We start from the raw sequence: 16,010 nt of genomic DNA on the forward strand, positions 1-16,010 counted from the left end.
AAAATTTAGCGGACGGCCCAATTCGGACGTGGCCCGATGGGCGTCGTTGCTGCGGTACAGCCCGCCAAGCCAGCCATTCGCCGCGAGCGCAACGCTAGAAACTAATTCGACGCGAGCACATGACCTTGCCGAAACCACCTGCCAAGAGGCCGGAGATTGTTCCATTGTCGATTTCCAGATCGACTTTTATCAGGCTCGGACTCGCCGGGTTCATAAACACCCCTTGTTCGATTTGAAATGACCGTTGAGATGATACGACAAAGTCGTGCAATACACATGCTAAGGGCCCCGCAGCCATCCCCGTCGCGGCTTCTTCCTCAATCGCGTATCGGGGCGCAAACATGCGGGTTGTAGCGTCTCGGTCGGTCGCCGATGGGTCTCTTGTGAAGACGTAGTAGCCGATCAAATCCAGTCGTTCGCTGATTTGCGTGATTTTGGCAAAATCTGGTTTCACATTGGCAAGACCATCGGCATCAGCGAGGCCGATGACAATGAAACTGTTACCGGTATTGACTAAAACCGGTGGTATTTCCTGATCAAGATGATGTCTGTTGATCCCAAGGGAGTTCAGTACATCGTCGATGCTTACACCTTTTTCCACCCATTCCTCTGGTATCGCGTATTTTGGGGACAGCTGTTCCATATAGGCGGCACCCTCTTTCATTAGTATGCGCCTTGGCCCATCAACTGTCTCCTTCGAGGTGTTGGGATTGGGAATCCGGCCCAGCGCGTCAAGGTGAGAGAAGGCGGCAATTGTTGCATGACCGCAATGAGCGATGCGCCTGTTCGGTGTGAAGAAATCCAGTTTGAAGCCCTCTGTCTTGGACTGCGACACAAAGGCCGTTTCGGACAATCCAACCCTTGCCGCGACGGTTTGCATATCCTGTTCGCCCAATTCATCAGCATCCAGGACGACGCCTGCGGGATTTCCACCGGCGCCACTGTCGACAAAGCCGTGTACGATTTCAACCGTTACCTGTCTGACAGTATTTGCTTGCGTATTCATTGGTTTTCTCCATGCGTCGGCCGCACCTTTGAGCATGGTGCGGCCAGTTTTACGTCAGTTGCTGGCGGCGGTGATGCGGTTCAGAAAGGCGGTCATTTGCGCCGCAATCTCGGGCCCATATTCTTCCAGCGCGAAGTGACCCGTATCGAGCAGATGAAACTCGAGATCATTCAGATCGCGTTCATAGGGATAGGCGCCTTCGACCGGAAAGATGTGATCATTCTTACCCCACATCAGTAGCGCCGGGGGTTGATGCTTCCGAAACAGCGCTTGCCATTTTGGGTACTCGGCAACATTGGTGCCGTAGTCTAGGAAGAGTTCAAGTTGCACCTCTTGATTACCTTCGCGGTCGAGCAGGTATTGGACATGCCAATAATTGTCGGGACTGATCAGTTCCGGTTTTTTAACGCCGTGGGTGAACTGCCATTTGGTTGCATCCAGAGTGAGGAATCCACGAAGCTGGTCGCCGTTCTCTTGCGATGGCTCGGCCCAATAGGCTTTGATTGGATCCCAGAACTCGCGCAGCCCTTCCTCGTAAGCATTCCCGTTTTGAATGATGAAGCCGGTTACCCGCTCGGGCTGTTCCGCAAACATTCGGAAACCAACCGGGGCACCATAGTCCATCAAATAGACCGAGTACTGTTCGACTCCCTTCCGGTCGAGCAGCGATGTCATCATTTCGGAGATATTCGCGAAGGAATACTCGAAGCCTTCGGCCTTTGGCATCTCCGACGCTCCAAATCCGGGAAAATCGGGTGCGATCACGTGGTAGTGCTTGGCCAGTTCAGGGATAAGGTTGCGGAACATATGTGATGAGGTCGGAAAGCCGTGAAGCAGCAGGACAGTAGGTCTGTTTGGATCTCCTGCTTCACGATAGGCGATAGCGATGTCGCCGATTTCTTCCGTGCGGAAGCTGACAGCCTGCGTAGCTTCAATTCCAGTCTCTGCGGCGATTGCTGGCGCCGGTGTAAATGGCGCAGCAATGGAAAGTGCGAGAATGCTGGCGCTCAGGACGGATTTCAGATTGCGCGACATGGATGTTTCCTTTCTTCAGGTTACGGCGTGCGTGCTTGAACGCGCGGGGCTTGATATCGGTCAGTTTTGCTGACCCAGTGCCTCTTCGAGCCTTGCGTTTCGAGCTTTCAGTGCTTCCAACTCAGTGCGAAGCGGGACGAGGTAATCTTCAAATTCTTCAAGGGTCAGGCGTTGGGGGATGTGCTGCGGGCAGTTCCAGTCCATCGCCTCAAGCTTGATCACAATCGCCCGCTCAGGATGAGCGCGATAGCCCGGCTCACTCAGGCGTTGCATCAGCGCCGGATCGGCATTGGCATCAATGAGTTTCGCCCGACCCCAGATCTTGAGGCGCCGCTGATTGGGATAATCCATCAGGATCAGCGAGATTCGGTCATTGCCCAGCAGATTCCCAGTGCTGAGATATTGCCGGTTGCCGCGGAAATCGGCGTAGGCAAGTGTCCGTTCATCCAACACTTTCAGAAAACCCGCTGGTCCACCGCGAAATTGTACATAGGGCCAGCCGGTTTCCGAGACTGTTGCCTGATAGAAGCCGTCTCTTTGCCCGATGAACCTGGCCTCGACCGGGCTGATTGAGTCCTCCTGACGCGTGCCGTCCAGAAACTTCGCGTAGCCGTTAGCTGACCCGTTTTTGGCCTGCGTTTCGCGAACGGAGGACGTGAAGCTGATCTCTGCAAAGGGTCGTGCCATTGAATTCTCCATCTCGGCCTGGGCGATGCCCTGGGACTGAGGTGAAGTTAGTTGGAGCTTTCAAGTTGCGGAATTTGGATACTTGGCAATATATTATTCAAAAATATGGAATAATATCTTGGACAGATTTCACGCGTTAAAAGTCTTTGTGAAGGTCGCCGAACTAAAAGGTTTCGCTGCTGCGGCCCGCGACCTCAACATGTCACCACCGACAGTGACCCGAATGGTTTCTATGCTTGAGGACAGCCTCGGGCTACGTCTTTTTGTACGCACAACGCGCTCAGTGATGCTGACTGATAGCGGGCAAAGGTTTTTTGAGGATGCCAGACGTATTCTGGCTGACCTTGAAGAGGCCGAGCGCGCCGCTGTCGGTTCCTATGCCGAACCGACCGGGGAAATTAGTGTTACTGCATCAGTCCTGTTTGGCCGTATGTTCGTCACTCCAATTTTGGGCGAATTTCTGGATCTGTATCCAAAGCTCTCAGCGCGCACGCTCTATGTGGACCGAGTGGTCAATCTGATTGATGAGGGTCTCGACGTCGGGATCAGAATTGGCAACCTCGCTGATTCCAGTTTGATGGCTGTCAGGTGTGGTACGGTGAGGCAGGTCGCGTTTGCTTCCTGTAAATATCTTGACCAATATGGCGAACCAGATACGCCCGATGATTTATCCTGCCATGCAATCATTAATTCAACTGCCTTGAATGCATCGGCCCAATGGCATTTTCAACGGGGCAGAAAGACTGTCACCAAACGCATGAGCCCACGCATCAGCATGAACACAAATGACGCTGTGATCGAGTTGGCCTTGCAAGGTCATGGTGTCGGGCGGCTTCTGTCCTATCAAGTCGCACCCTACATTGCAGATGGGCGGCTCAAGACTGTTCTAAAGTCGTATGAACCACCCGAAGTCCCCATCCATCTTGTGCATCAAGAGGGACGAACCGTGTCTGCGAAGGTGCGCACCTTTGTTGACTTTGCTGTCGGACGTCTAAAATCAGATCCCCTTCTTGTCGGGAATCAAACACAGGTCCAAAAGCAAGATTAACAAATGGGCGGGCGTCGCGCTATTCAGCCACTGCCGCGACCGAGGCGATCCATGCATTTGGCACAAAGGCATCATCCAACGCGGTTTCCGCCACATGGTTCGTATAGTTCGACAGGGTTTTCAACGCTGTGCCGAGGATGACTTCCAGCATAGATCGGCGTGTGTAACCAGCCGTCAGAAACGCTTCGACCTGTGCGTCGCTGGGCCAGCCTCGGCTTTCGTTGATCACGATGGCGAATTTGCGCAGTGCTTCCAATTTGGGGTCGGCGATAGGGCTGCCATCGCGTAACGCTGCGATCACGTCTTCGGGGACACCGGCCATCTGTGAAAGAGTGGTATGGGCGGCCATGCAGTACTTGCACCCGTTCAACCGGTTGTTAGTCATAAGGATGATCTGGCGCTCAGTCTCTGACAGGCTGGTCTTTCCAAAGATGTTGGAAAGTGTCGTATAGCCTTCCAAAATTGCGGGCGCTTCGGCCATGGCCGCATAAAGGTTGGGCACAAAACCATATCCTTTCAGCGATGCTTCCAGAATTGGTTTCGCGGCATCAGGGGCTGAGGCGATTGTATAGGTCTCAAAATCAGTCATGTCTGGTTTCCTTTGGGAAGAGTTTTCGACGCACGCAAATTGTCATTGCGGACAGGGCGTCTTGGAGAAATGCCGGCCTTTTGGGGAGGGGAGAGGCAGCGGTGGCTCCGACCGGCAAAAGCCACCAAATTCCTCGATCAAAGGCTGCCGACAGGCGTGTGGTGGATGTCTGCCCACTTGGCATGGGCGCCTTGGATCACGGTCTCTTTGTCCTCAAGGTACTTCTTGAAGATTTCCTCATTCACAAAGAGATAGAGCTTGTCGTCCACGATATCGGCATACCGAACATCGCCATCAAGCTTCTTGCCTACATAGACACCAAAGGCGCAGAACCCGCCGAATTGAGGCAGATGTGCCGTCGGATCCGCCTCGAATGTGGCTTTCGCTGCCTGCGACGCAAAATAGTAGTCCACTCCATCATGGGCCGATGTAAAAGTGGCGTTGCCCATTTCGGGTATTTCGGCTTCAAACATCGATACAGGATCGACGCCATGCATGCCGAGGGGCTGCCCAGTCAAGGTAAGACTGTTCGAAACGTTGTATTCATCGTCAGCCAATGCCGCCGCCGCCAGGGCGAGAGTCAACGCTGTTGTAAGCGCGGGAAATGTAAAGATGCGTGTCATGATATGTCCTTTCAGGATGCTAGGATCAAATTTGAAGATCGATTTGGGTCAGGCCGATTGGCCAATGCGCTCAACCGCGTCGTCGGTCCACCAGACGCCGTTGGCGACCATGCGGAAGTTGATGATGGCGGCGAGATACCCGTCACCTTCAGGCACCTTGGCCCCGGCTGTGGCATCGCGAACGACAGCGACTTCGTAGCCCAGCTCCAGCAGCTCGTAGAGATGCGCCTGCGTACAAAGGTTCGCCGACATCCCCGCGAGGATAACCTTGTCGATCTTGCGTTTACGCAATTGCAGGTTCAGGTCATTCTGAGCAGGGCTGTAAACCTTGTGTGGCGAGCAAATGATGGTTTCGCCATCCTCGATGTACTTCTTGTATTGCGGCATCCAGTCGGCACCTGAGCCCTCGAAGTTGTCCAAATTGAGCGGTCCCAGGCGGTCAAACATGCCGATGCTGTGCATCGTGGCTTCCAGAGTGCCCTCGAACTCCCACTTGTGGTCATGTGGGTAGTAATAGTGGGGCGAGATGAAGACCGGCATCCCCGCAGCCTTGGCGGCAATGAAAAGCCGTTCGATATTGTCGACCGTGCCCTGTTCGGTCACGCTTTCGCCAACGACACCCCACGTCACACCGTCCTCTGACAAAAAATCAATCTGGGGGTCGGTCACCACAAGCGCAGTACGCCCCGGCTCGATGGTCATGTCGATTTGGGGAAGGCCTGGATTTTCCGGGTCAGCATAGTAGGCGCGTGCTTCGTCGGTCGCGGCATGGGCCTGCCCGCCAGCCACTATTGTTGTACCTGCCGCGGCCGCACCGGCGGCTTGTTGCAAGAGTCGCCGGCGCGCCATATCAACGCGTTCGGGCGTGACGTCGCAAGCGCAGCTTGCTCCATGTTTGTGGTCATGATTGCTCATTGCAAATTTCCTTTGTCTGAGAGGGGCAAATGGGTTTGCTTTACTCGGCAGCGCCCCAGGTGGATCTGACAAAGAAGAAGTTATGCACCACATCGATTGAGGTATCGGCCCGCCCTGCCAAGGTTTTGGCCGAACCTGCCATGTGGTCTTGAGGTATGTGCCTAGTCGGAGGTCGCTTGCTGCCTGAATCGTGCCGGAGCCTGGCCAACCCAGCGCTTGAAGGCGCGGCTGAACGTGCTCTGTTCCGAAAACCCGGTCATAAAGGCGATCTCGGCTATGGAAGCTTTACCGTCACGGAGCAGGTCACGGGCAAGTGCAACTTGCGCCTGACCAAGAACGTCGCGATAGGTCAGCCCTTCTTCGGCCAACCTGCGGTAAAGCGTGCGCTCGCTCATTCCCATCTCTTGTGCGACATGCGCTGCTTGCGGCGCGCCGTTACTCAAGGCCGGTGTAAGCCGGTGGACAATTGTTTGGCTCAGTGAGGTGTCGTCATCGCGAGAGTTGAACTCCTCATCCAGGTGCTTCGTCATGAAATCTGACAAGCCCGGATCGCCAAGACGATTTTCGCTTTCCAGCATAGCAGGGCGCATAGCAATGGCGTTGTGGGCGCTCCCAAATCGAACCGGGCACCCGAAATATTCGGCGTAACGCTCTGGTTCTTGTCTGCATGGATGCTGAAACGTGACATATGCAAGCGACAACCCATCACCCACAAACCGATGCATGTTCCTCGCAAAGGCCGCAAGCGCGCATTCGTTGCGCAGCTCCAAGGCAGCGCGATGTGATGTTTGTCCCTCAAAAATCCAAAGGACCGGATCGCCGGTTTCATCAAGTCTGTAAACTGCGGTGTCCGTTACGAGACGAAAATAACGCTCGATCCGTTGCAAAGATTGCCGCAAGGTCGGAGCTGTCTTTACGGCTAGGCCAAGGACGCCGAGATCATCGGTTGCAATCGCGTTCGCATAGGCCTCAACCAACGCGGCCTCGTCCGCTTGTTGCGCACGAATCCAATCGATCAGATCGAAATACGCATCATCCGCCAATTGGCCGTCTTGAGCTTCTGGTAGACGCAGCACGACAGCGCCATTCGAAATCAGGGCGCCATCGTCGTTTAGCGTCATCCCGGCGGCGTTGGCCATCGCGCGGGCGAATGCGTAAGTTACACTTGCCATACAGTGAGATTAGCACTGGAAAGCTCTTTCACGCCAGATCGTCCAACCCTGTGATAGGTATAATAAATAGAGACAGCTTCGATCTTCGGGCGCTTGAGGATAAATGCGCCAAACTGATAACACTCGTCATCAGGTTTTCTGAACGGTATCGTCCGAAAGCGTGCGGAAGCATGCAGCCATAGAGGTCATGGTAGATGGGCGAAATTTTCATATCTGTGCTGCTGCCGCTCGCAGTTGTTGTCATCATGTTCTGCCTTGGCCTCGGACTCACAGCGGCTGACTTTCAACGTATCGGACGACGTCCACGGGCCTTTTGCGTCGGCGCTCTCAACCAGATCATTTTGCTGCCTTGCATCGCTTTGATGGTGACTTTTATCTTTGGGATTTCCGCTGAGGCAGCCGTTGGCATCATGATTTTAGCGGCCTGTCCGGGCGGGGCGATCAGTAACATCGTGACCAAGCTTTCGAATTGGGATGTCGCTTTGTCCGTTACTCTTACAGCAGTCTTCAGTCTGACTTGTGTCGTTACCTTACCGCTCATCCTGGGGTTTTCGATGCAGATGTTCATGGGGGCAACTGCGCCCGCTATCGACATTTCTTCGACGGCTTTAGCAATGTTTTTTTTAACAGCTTCACCGATCCTAGCCGGGGTGATCGCGCGATCCTTGGCGCCGCGAATTGTAGCTGCGGTCGAACCAATCTTTAGCAAGGTCTCTATGCTACTTTTTGCGATGGTCATCGGAGGCGCTATCATTTCAAACTGGGTGGTGGTCGCGGATAACTACCTTAGGCTTGGACCCGCACTTTTTGTTGTAGGTGCGTCACTCACGTTTATTGGCATCATGAGTTCAGGGATGCTCGGATGCACAGACATCGAGGCGAAGACGATTTCAATTGAGACCGGCGTTCAAAACGGAGCTTTGGGAATCGCAATTGCCACTTTGCTGTTGCCTAACACCAATGGGTTAAGCGAATATGCCATACCATCCGCAATTTATAGCGTGGTCTGGATCGTAACAATGTTGCCTGTCTTCGCCCTGCTTGCGCGAAGAAGCCCAATTTCATGATCCTGACGCCTATTCGCTAGCTTTGGTTATGCGCTGAGCCAAGCCCCTTTGTTTCCATGCCAGAGCGCCGTCTGGTCAAAGAGCGATCAAGGAGCTCCAAAGCCCGTTGTGGAACGGCCGCTTTGGCGATTTTCCCTGTTGAAGGGAAGAGCTGTTGCTGCCAGTGCGGTGGATCCTGCGTCAGCGAAGGTGTAGACGCCAAGGTCAGTTTTGTCCGCAAGTCGGAATTGCAAAGTCTTGGATTAAGTGTCCGGATTGGGCTGGACCTGCCAAACATGCAAGCCGCGGAGAATGGCCGCATAGAGCCCACTTTGGCCGATGCCGCGCGTTGTCCGAATTACAGAAATGCGCAGAACGCGGACTTTGCAAAATTCGAAGAACGATCATTGCGAGTCTTTGCCGAGACCTTTTGGAGCAACCGCTATTGGGAACTAGCTGGATATGCTTTTGATCTAATCTGCTGCTCTGCCGAAATCTCGCGCCTGTTGCAGGTCGCTTTGATTGCAAAGTCAGGCGATGGTCACTGTCCCGAATTGGTTTTCGCGATACTGCAAAGCAGATCAACATGTCGATCCAACCAATCCTCGTCCAGTGCTTCGTGACGTATGAGCTTGCGGAAATAAGGTGCCGCGACTGCTAGTTCTATAAGCTGTTCAACCGGAACATTCGTGGCGATCTCACCGCGGTCTATTGCGGCTGCAAATACTGCTTCAACACTTGCGAACCTGTCTTTCATGAATTCAGTGATCACCAACCGCGCTTCTTCGTCGGTGGACGCAGCAGCGACCACCTGAGGCGCGATTTGGCCCCATGGTGTGTCATTCAAGGCTCCCATCAGTACGCCGAGTAACCAGCGCAGGTCAGATCGCAGCGGGCCATCGGTTTTGGGTGGTATGTTCGGCGGTGTTGCGATGCGCCTGAACGCTGCATCACGCAGACTGCGCGCATCTGGCCAGTGCCTGTAAAGTGTACTGCGCGAAATGCCAGTTGCCTTCGAAACTGCGCCATGAGTTACGTGCAACACGCCCTCATCCCTCAGTATCCTTTGCGCCGCATCAATCGCAGTCTGTCGTGTGGCGATCAGCCTAGGATCTTCTTTCAATCGCCCCTCCTGTAGAACACTTTGTTGCGCTATAGAACATTTTGTTCTATAAGTGTGATCAGCTAAAAACAAAAGCTAAATACTCAATTCCGCAAACAAGTCTTGTCAAAATGGGAGCGTATCAATGTTCAAAGTGGCAGCAACCCCGCTGGCGGTACTCTTATCGATGGGTGCGACAACCGCATTGTCCGAGAGTGGCACCTACGAGCTGGATCCTGGACACAGCCAGGTATTGTTCAGCTACGACCACATCGGGTTCTCAGAAACATTTGGAATGTTCTCAGGTTTTAGCGGCGAGATAGAGTTCAACGAAGATGATCCGTCTGCGTCGTCTGTCACAGTGTCTATGCCTGTAAAATCCATGATCACGGGCTGGGATGCCCGTTTGCAACACTTCATGTCCGATGACTTTTTCAGCGCGAGCGACGGTGACGTGGTCACATTTGCCTCAACCAGCATTGAAGTAACCGGGGACAATTCCGCGGATATTTCTGGCGACTTGACCATGAACGGCGTCACCAAGCCTGTTGTTCTGGAAACAACGCTTAACAAGTCAGCGCCATACCCGTTTGGCCCAAAAGAGGGCACGCCGACCTTGGGGCTGGCTGCCACGGCGACTATCGTGCGGTCTGAATTCGGACTTGGGGCCTTTGCACCTGCGGTGAGCGACGAGATAGAGCTCTTGATCAATATCGAAGCGTTAAAAGCTGAATGATGCGTGCAGGGGCACCGATACGGCGCTGAGCACTCAATCTTTGATTTTGGCGGATGGTCAACACGATGAATGTACACCTGAGAACATTGGCGGTTGCTGTGACGGTAGTGACATTGATGTGCTCGATGGCGTCCGCGCAAGAGCGCTCCTTGCCGGAGCGCATCTCGCCCCGTCCTGAAACGACAAGCGGCGTGCCGCACACTCAGATTGGTGTCGAAATTAATGCCGATTTGGCCCAGCTATTGCTGGAGCGAGTTGCGCAATTCCCGGGGGTCATACTTGGCCCCACACGCATATCATTACCTGGCGCGATTGGCTTTCAGCTTGATCCCGATATGTTGTTGTCCCAACCGAACTCTATCGTCGGTGGGTTTGAGTTTGCGCACATGCATCCTGATGGCAGCTTGCACGCCTCGCTCGACCCAGAAATGGCGCGAAGGGCAATTGAGGCTGGCTGGGCCGTAGCTCACCCTTGGGCCAAGCAACGTCCTGGGTGGAGCGGCTTTGTCATGATCTATACTCCAACCACACCCGAAGAGCTGGATGTCGTCATCGAACTGGTTGAAAGCTCGTACACCTTCATCACCGGAAACACCTTGGGCTAAGCTCGAATTGCGCGAAAGTGTGCGGGGACGCCAGTTTTCTGTCAGAGAGCAGTTTCAGCCACCTTGTTTCTCGCAGTCATTTTTTTCTTAAATTGTCGCCGTGGCGAATGCTCGATACCTTCAAGCCATTCACACTAATGGTAGCTGCCGTCCGCTTGTTAGATTTTGCAAAGCTCGGAGTGGAAGTTCCGCTTCGGGCTGCCATCGGTCACAGATGAGAAGAACTACGGACTGATACCATTAGATTGGATATTTCGAAGTGAACCTTCGTTAGCGACGTGAAATGCGTTAATCATTCACCTTAATTCTAGGTTTCGCCAGCCAATAAGACGTTTTGCTCGGCTGTGTGTTTCAGCGCAAGTTTGGGAACTTGCAGGCTTAGCAAAATGCCCAGGCACAAGTTTTGGTCACAAAAATCTATTCGTCTGTTAATTTTGGTTCAGAGGAATTGGTTTGGCTAAAAGGACCACATCGACTGATGAAGCGGAAAATTGCTGCGATCCTAAGCCTCGATGTCGTCGATTATACCAAGCGCATGTCAGAGGATGCTGAGACCACGCTGAACACTCTACAACGCATTTTGGACGATGTGATCAGACCGTTGGTCCATGAAAACAAAGGACGAATATTCAAGCTGATGGGAGATGGTGCTTTGGTTGAGTTTGTTGCAGCCACAGACGCAATTAATGCTGCCAGCCAGATTTTCAATCAGATGAGAGATGAAGACGTAACACTTCGAGGAGGTCTCCACGTTGGCGACGTAATGCCAAATGGCACAGACTTGTTCGGAGAGGCCGTGAATGTTGCGTCGCGCCTTCAGTCCAGCGCGCATATTGGAAGTTGTCTCGTCAGCAAGACAGCTGCTGAAGTTGCGGGAACTTCGCTGGCGGTTGCTTTGCGACCAGAAAGCTCGATACGGTTGAAGGGAATTCCAAATCCAGTTGAAGCCTACTCTATTGATTTAGATGGTGACAAAAGACGCGCAAAGAACAAGCTGCTGGCTAGCTCTCAAGACGTCCGCTTTGCAAAATCAAAAGACGGTACAACGCTTGCCTGGACATCCACTGGAAGTGGTAGAAAGTTACTGGTCACACCAAACTGGCTTAGGCATCTGGAATACGATTGGACGATGAACACCATCGCCGGGTGGTTGCCGCTGCTTTCTGAAAATCACTGCCTTTATCGGTTTGATGGTAGAAACAATGGCTTGTCCCAGAGGGGCGTGCAGGATGTGTCTTTGAATCGGATCGTCGAAGATGTTGAGGCCGTACTGGACGCAGCCGGGATCGAAAAAGTTCCATTGTTTGGCATTTCTTTTGGGGCAACCATTGCCGCGGCTTTTGCCGCAAATAATCCTGACCGTGTTTCGGGGTTGGTTCTACTCGGTGGATTTGCACAAGGACTCGCGGTGCGTTCACAGCCCGGAATTGCCGCGCTTGGGCAAGCAATGATGGATATGAGTCTTGAAGGCTGGAACGATGAATACCCTTCTGCAAGAGACTTGATGGCGCAATCATTTGCTCCAACCGCAAGTCCGCATGACCAGCGCACTTATGCAGAATTTATGAAAGTGGCAATGGACCATCAGGATTGGCTCAAGATTGGACCACTGGTCGCAGGGGTCGACGTAACCGATCTACTTCTGCGGATCACCTGTCCGGCTCTGGTTATGCACGCTAATCGAGACAGGATGCACAGTGTTGAACAAGGTAGGATTTTCGCCTCCGGTATCCAGAAGGCGCGCTTTATTGGCCTTGAGACAGCAAACAATACGATGCCAGAGTATGATCCTGCCTGGCCTAAAGCCCTAGTGGAAATAGAGCGTTTTTTGAATTCAATTTGAGCAGTGTACGTTGTTCTTCGCCAAAACTTTATTGTTCGAAGGTAAGAGGATGCCGTGCGCCCTTCGATTTTCGATACTGGAATTAAAAAACTCTAGGCTTCTCGTCATCGACCGCTTTGTCCTGATCTCGGAAATTGCAAAGTCTTGTTGCGAATGTCCGGTTTGGGCTGCTACTCGACAAACGAATAAGCCGCAGAGAACGTATTCCCCCGACCGACCTCCTGCGCCACCACTGAACGTTCTGACTGATAGTGTGGCAATTGTTCACCGCGCCTTTTTGGCTGGTGAGCAAATTCCTCAGGAGCGTTGGCAACAACCCAGCGACTATGCTGTTCAGTTCTTTCCTTCACCTGGCTTGGCTTTTGCGGATGTTCACGCTGCTCTTGCGCATGCGATGGCTGGAAACAGAGAGCGTCTGGAAACAACCATTGACGGCGCAAAGGGCCCCGCGGCCCCACCGTTGCTTCGGTCGCAGGCGCATTCCGTGCGTTGGCGGATGGAAATGCGGATGAAGCGATTGAGAAATTTGTAGGTGTCATGTCTGAGCACGAACGCCTAGGCGGCAGCCGGGCGCAACGCGACTTAATTGAGTTTTCATTGGCGCATGCGCTGGCAATTCCGGGACAATCGAATGAAGCTCGACGCATTCTCAACATGCATCGACCGCATACCTCTCATGACCATGCAGTTGCCACGCTAGAAGGATAGGGTGCCTGAATTTTTGACGCCCGCAATGAGCCCAAATTACACGTTTTCAACACCACTTAGAACGGAAGCTGTCGCACGACGCTACCAAGCCCCAAAAGTGTTAGATGGCGGAAAAGACCAATCTGACTGCTGACATCAGCTTTCTCAAAAGCCCGTCTTAGGTGTGTGCGAGCGGTGTTTGTGGTCTTGTCGGTGGGCTACAGTGGAGGGATTGGACGGCGCGTCACTCACGCGGCCGACAAGTTGATCAGTCGCCAAGAAGAGTGCTTCGATCAATGGAGTTCATATAAGACGGGTCTATGCCTTGGGTCGGCTTTGATGTCGCCAGTATCGAGAAACAGCCCATTGTGGTAACCTCCTACCTCTAATTAGGGGGTTATTGTGATGGAATACTATGATCTCGGTAGCTACAGCCGAAAGATCACAACCTCGTCGGACGAAGCCCAGCTTTGGTTTGATCGTGGTTTGGCTTGGACTTACGCCTACAACCACGAAGAAGCGATTGTATGCTTTCAGAATGCTGTAGCTGCGGATCCAAATTGCGCAATGGCGCACTGGGGCATCGCGTATTGTATTGGGCCGAACTACAACAAGCCCTGGGAAACATTCGAAGAAGACGAAAAGCCTGACTGTATCGCCTTGGCGAAAGCGTCAATCGAGGCTGCTGCGTCGTTAAAGGAGCGGCTGACGCATGTTGAACGCGCGCTAATCGATGCCATTCCAGCGCGTTATCCATCTTCATCGGATATTGAGGATTTCAGCCCGTGGAATGATGCCTTCGCTGATGCGATGCGAAAGGTTCACACCGAATTCGATCCGGACCTGGACGTGTCTGCGATTCTGGCCGAGTCGCTCATGAACCGGACACCTTGGCAGCTTTGGGATTTGCCGACCGGAAAGCCCGCCGAAGGGGCCGATACGCTCGAGGCAATATCCGTGCTCGAAAATGCGTTCGATACACTTTCCGGAGCATGGGAGCACGCAGGACTATTGCACATGTACATTCACCTGATGGAAATGTCGCCCCACCCCGAACGGGCACTGCGTCACGGCGATGTGCTCAGCACGCTGGTGCCCGAGGCCGGGCATTTGTTGCACATGCCGACCCATATCGACGTGTTGTGCGGAGACTACATGAACGTGGTACTGCGCAATCACAAAGCCATATTGGCAGATCGCAAGTTTCTGAAGCGCGAAGGCCCTGACAATTTCTATTCCGTCTATCGGTGCCACAACTATCACTTTAAAATATACGGTGCGATGTTCTTGGGGCAACCATCGGCAGCAATCGAAGCCGCCGATGAGCTGATCGACACCTTGCCGTCAGACACTCTTCGGCCTATGGCGGACTGGTTTGAAGGCTTCATTCCAATGAAGCAACATGTGCTGATCAGGTTTGGTCTCTGGCAGGATATTCTCGATCAGGATCTGCCAGAGGATGAAGAGCTTTACAGCGTGACCATTGCCATGATGCGGTATGCAAGGACGGTTGCCTTGGCCAACCTACACAGGGTCGCCGAAGCCGAGAGTGAAAAAGCCAAGTTCTATGATGCTCTGGCCAGAGTTCCTGAGACCCGAATGCTGTTCAACAACACATGCCGGGACATTCTGAAGGTCGCTGAGCAAATGATGCTGGGTGAGTTGGACTATCACGCAGGAGAGCACGAAACGGCCTTTGACCACCTGCGAAAGTCAGTCGAGATCGACGACAACTTGCCATACGACGAGCCCTGGGGCTGGATGCAACCCACCCGTCATGCGCTGGGTGCTCTTCTTCTTGAGCAGGGCCAGATGGAGGAGGCCGAAGCTGTTTACCGTGCAGACCTTGGCCTGGATGCAACGCTTAGCCGGGCCTGTCAGCATCCGGGCAACGTCTGGAGCCTGCATGGCTTGCACGAATGTCTCACCCGGCGCGGTGAAACGGTCGAAGCCGCCCACATTAAGCCACAACTGGACAAGGCCACTGCTCGCGCCGAGGTGCCGATCAAGGCATCGTGTTATTGCAGGCAGAAGGCTTTGGCCGCCCAGTAATCACTGATCAACAGCAATGGCCGGGGTATTTGCGAGGCCCGCTTCTGCCGTTGACCGGGACTTATTTAACTTCGTTGATGGCAACAGTCTGGACGACGACAAGACTGCCAAGCATCGCTTCGGTGCCGATTTGCGGTAAATCAGCCGCATGCTAGCATAGCGCAGGATTTGCAGTCGGGGGGCAATATGGTCTTAACATTCGCACAAATGGAAGCTCAGGAAATATCCAAAGCAAATCCGATTTCAGCAACTGACACGCTGGCAGTACTGATCGAAGACCCCAACGCACTTGTAGTGGACGTGAGGGATAGCGCTGAAATGGCGGCTACAGGTATCAGCCCTAGAGCAATTCCGGCTCCTGGTCGCGCCGTCGCTTGGATGGCAGACCTTGAAAATGAATACAGATCTCAAGAGTTACAGGATCGTGGAAGGCGAATTTTCACCACTTGTGGCGGAGCTCCGAGCTACCGAGGCGCGGCAGCGGCAAATGTATTAACAGCAATGGGTTTTCAAAACGTGCAGTTCATCGATGGAGGGATGGGGGCTCTGATCGCAGCTGGCTCCTCCACAAAGCAGCCTTAAAAAACGGCGAAACCAACGGTCTTGAGCAAACAGAGCAGGTGAGTAAATAGATACTTCTCAGCTTCCAGAGTTGTGTCTCGATACGGCTTGTGATTGCGCTTTAAGCCAATTGACGAACACCTTAGCCTCGGGACGCTGAAATTCTGCTTGAGTCTGGATGTAATAGACGCCGAAGAGTGGCTCAGAGAACAACTCAATCATTCGACCAGATGACAGATCGTCCTCGAAAAAAGCTCTGGCAGAATACGTGATACCGTCACCCCGGCGAACCGCAGTCATGAT

General features: G+C 53.3%; 16 protein-coding genes and 1 pseudogene. 8 read left to right on the plus strand and 9 right to left on the minus strand.

Annotated features, from left to right (window positions below; translation table 11 throughout):
* Window positions 1-94: 94 nt before the first annotated feature.
* The 3 genes from AC2FFP_RS22225 to AC2FFP_RS22235 are packed head-to-tail and all read right to left on the minus strand — an operon-like array spanning window position 95 to window position 2,728.
* The gene (locus AC2FFP_RS22225; RefSeq protein WP_496845319.1) at window positions 95-1,042 is read right to left on the minus strand and encodes a PhzF family phenazine biosynthesis protein; all 948 of its coding nucleotides are present in this window, start codon (window positions 1,040-1,042) and stop codon (window positions 95-97) included.
* Window positions 1,043-1,060: 18 nt separating this feature from the next.
* Window positions 1,061-2,041 carry an alpha/beta fold hydrolase gene (locus tag AC2FFP_RS22230; protein ID WP_281995597.1) on the minus strand — a complete coding sequence of 327 codons (981 nt, stop codon included), beginning with the start codon at window positions 2,039-2,041 and terminating at the stop codon, window positions 1,061-1,063.
* 60 nt (window positions 2,042-2,101) lie between these two features.
* Complete coding sequence (locus AC2FFP_RS22235) at window positions 2,102-2,728, minus strand: pyridoxamine 5'-phosphate oxidase family protein (RefSeq protein ID WP_496780729.1); 627 nt, start codon at window positions 2,726-2,728, stop codon at window positions 2,102-2,104.
* A gap of 82 nt (window positions 2,729-2,810) precedes the next feature.
* On the opposite strand from AC2FFP_RS22235, the gene AC2FFP_RS22240 reads away from it, so the two are divergent.
* Complete coding sequence (locus tag AC2FFP_RS22240) at window positions 2,811-3,776, plus strand: LysR family transcriptional regulator (RefSeq protein WP_496769836.1); 966 nt, start codon at window positions 2,811-2,813, stop codon at window positions 3,774-3,776.
* A gap of 19 nt (window positions 3,777-3,795) precedes the next feature.
* Here the strand turns inward: AC2FFP_RS22240 and AC2FFP_RS22245 are convergent, their stop codons facing one another.
* The 4 genes from AC2FFP_RS22245 to AC2FFP_RS22260 form a co-directional block, all read right to left on the minus strand.
* Window positions 3,796-4,365 carry a carboxymuconolactone decarboxylase family protein gene (locus tag AC2FFP_RS22245; protein ID WP_496669818.1) on the minus strand — a complete coding sequence of 190 codons (570 nt, stop codon included), beginning with the start codon at window positions 4,363-4,365 and terminating at the stop codon, window positions 3,796-3,798.
* A gap of 137 nt (window positions 4,366-4,502) precedes the next feature.
* Window positions 4,503-4,988 (minus strand): YHS domain-containing (seleno)protein, encoded by a 486-nt coding sequence (locus AC2FFP_RS22250; RefSeq protein ID WP_170790462.1) that lies wholly within the window; start codon window positions 4,986-4,988, stop codon window positions 4,503-4,505.
* Between the two features lie 48 nt (window positions 4,989-5,036).
* Window positions 5,037-5,903 (minus strand): cysteine hydrolase family protein, encoded by an 867-nt coding sequence (locus AC2FFP_RS22255; RefSeq protein ID WP_010443191.1) that lies wholly within the window; start codon window positions 5,901-5,903, stop codon window positions 5,037-5,039.
* Between the two features lie 161 nt (window positions 5,904-6,064).
* Window positions 6,065-7,075: an AraC family transcriptional regulator gene (locus tag AC2FFP_RS22260; RefSeq protein ID WP_496780728.1), complete on the minus strand. Its 1,011-nt coding sequence runs from the start codon at window positions 7,073-7,075 to the stop codon at window positions 6,065-6,067.
* Window positions 7,076-7,269: 194 nt separating this feature from the next.
* Between AC2FFP_RS22260 and AC2FFP_RS22265 the strand changes: the two genes are divergently transcribed.
* On the plus strand, window positions 7,270-8,142 hold the full coding sequence (locus tag AC2FFP_RS22265; protein ID WP_496845321.1) for a bile acid:sodium symporter family protein: 873 nt from the start codon (window positions 7,270-7,272) through the stop codon (window positions 8,140-8,142).
* A 520-nt stretch (window positions 8,143-8,662) separates the two neighbouring features.
* Here AC2FFP_RS22265 and AC2FFP_RS22270 read toward each other — a convergent pair.
* On the minus strand, window positions 8,663-9,244 hold the full coding sequence (locus AC2FFP_RS22270) for a TetR/AcrR family transcriptional regulator (protein ID WP_496726649.1): 582 nt from the start codon (window positions 9,242-9,244) through the stop codon (window positions 8,663-8,665).
* 124 nt (window positions 9,245-9,368) lie between these two features.
* Between AC2FFP_RS22270 and AC2FFP_RS22275 the strand changes: the two genes are divergently transcribed.
* From AC2FFP_RS22275 to AC2FFP_RS22300, 6 genes are all read left to right on the plus strand, one after another.
* On the plus strand, window positions 9,369-9,959 hold the full coding sequence (locus tag AC2FFP_RS22275) for a YceI family protein (protein ID WP_496726648.1): 591 nt from the start codon (window positions 9,369-9,371) through the stop codon (window positions 9,957-9,959).
* A gap of 65 nt (window positions 9,960-10,024) precedes the next feature.
* Window positions 10,025-10,564 carry a luciferase domain-containing protein gene (locus AC2FFP_RS22280; RefSeq protein WP_029622210.1) on the plus strand — a complete coding sequence of 180 codons (540 nt, stop codon included), beginning with the start codon at window positions 10,025-10,027 and terminating at the stop codon, window positions 10,562-10,564.
* A gap of 403 nt (window positions 10,565-10,967) precedes the next feature.
* The gene (locus AC2FFP_RS22285) at window positions 10,968-12,407 is read left to right on the plus strand and encodes an alpha/beta fold hydrolase (protein WP_496881522.1); all 1,440 of its coding nucleotides are present in this window, start codon (window positions 10,968-10,970) and stop codon (window positions 12,405-12,407) included.
* 10 nt (window positions 12,408-12,417) lie between these two features.
* On the plus strand, window positions 12,418-12,939 hold the full coding sequence (locus AC2FFP_RS22290; RefSeq protein WP_496845323.1) for a hypothetical protein: 522 nt from the start codon (window positions 12,418-12,420) through the stop codon (window positions 12,937-12,939).
* Window positions 12,940-13,499: 560 nt separating this feature from the next.
* Window positions 13,500-15,146: a hypothetical protein gene (locus AC2FFP_RS22295; protein ID WP_496770966.1), complete on the plus strand. Its 1,647-nt coding sequence runs from the start codon at window positions 13,500-13,502 to the stop codon at window positions 15,144-15,146.
* A gap of 186 nt (window positions 15,147-15,332) precedes the next feature.
* Complete coding sequence (locus tag AC2FFP_RS22300; protein WP_496770968.1) at window positions 15,333-15,728, plus strand: rhodanese-like domain-containing protein; 396 nt, start codon at window positions 15,333-15,335, stop codon at window positions 15,726-15,728.
* A gap of 57 nt (window positions 15,729-15,785) precedes the next feature.
* Here AC2FFP_RS22300 and AC2FFP_RS22305 read toward each other — a convergent pair.
* Window positions 15,786-16,010: pseudogene (locus AC2FFP_RS22305) on the minus strand (LysR family transcriptional regulator); the annotation flags it as partial.

Source organism: Ruegeria sp. YTSC004 (assembly GCF_059609805.1).

Excerpts from the sequence above, each read along its gene's own strand:
- AC2FFP_RS22225 (WP_496845319.1), bottom strand. The coding sequence starts at position 1,042 with ATGCTCAAAGGTGCGGCCGACGCATGGAGAAAACCAATGAATACGCAA.
- AC2FFP_RS22230 (WP_281995597.1), bottom strand. The coding sequence starts at position 2,041 with ATGTCGCGCAATCTGAAATCCGTCCTGAGCGCCAGCATTCTCGCACTT.
- AC2FFP_RS22235 (WP_496780729.1), bottom strand. The coding sequence starts at position 2,728 with ATGGCACGACCCTTTGCAGAGATCAGCTTCACGTCCTCCGTTCGCGAA.
- AC2FFP_RS22245 (WP_496669818.1), bottom strand. The coding sequence starts at position 4,365 with ATGACTGATTTTGAGACCTATACAATCGCCTCAGCCCCTGATGCCGCG.
- AC2FFP_RS22250 (WP_170790462.1), bottom strand. The coding sequence starts at position 4,988 with ATGACACGCATCTTTACATTTCCCGCGCTTACAACAGCGTTGACTCTC.
- AC2FFP_RS22255 (WP_010443191.1), bottom strand. The coding sequence starts at position 5,903 with ATGAGCAATCATGACCACAAACATGGAGCAAGCTGCGCTTGCGACGTC.
- AC2FFP_RS22260 (WP_496780728.1), bottom strand. The coding sequence starts at position 7,075 with ATGGCAAGTGTAACTTACGCATTCGCCCGCGCGATGGCCAACGCCGCC.
- AC2FFP_RS22265 (WP_496845321.1), top strand. The coding sequence starts at position 7,270 with ATGGGCGAAATTTTCATATCTGTGCTGCTGCCGCTCGCAGTTGTTGTC.
- AC2FFP_RS22275 (WP_496726648.1), top strand. The coding sequence starts at position 9,369 with ATGTTCAAAGTGGCAGCAACCCCGCTGGCGGTACTCTTATCGATGGGT.
- AC2FFP_RS22280 (WP_029622210.1), top strand. The coding sequence starts at position 10,025 with ATGAATGTACACCTGAGAACATTGGCGGTTGCTGTGACGGTAGTGACA.
- AC2FFP_RS22295 (WP_496770966.1), top strand. The coding sequence starts at position 13,500 with ATGGAATACTATGATCTCGGTAGCTACAGCCGAAAGATCACAACCTCG.
- AC2FFP_RS22300 (WP_496770968.1), top strand. The coding sequence starts at position 15,333 with ATGGTCTTAACATTCGCACAAATGGAAGCTCAGGAAATATCCAAAGCA.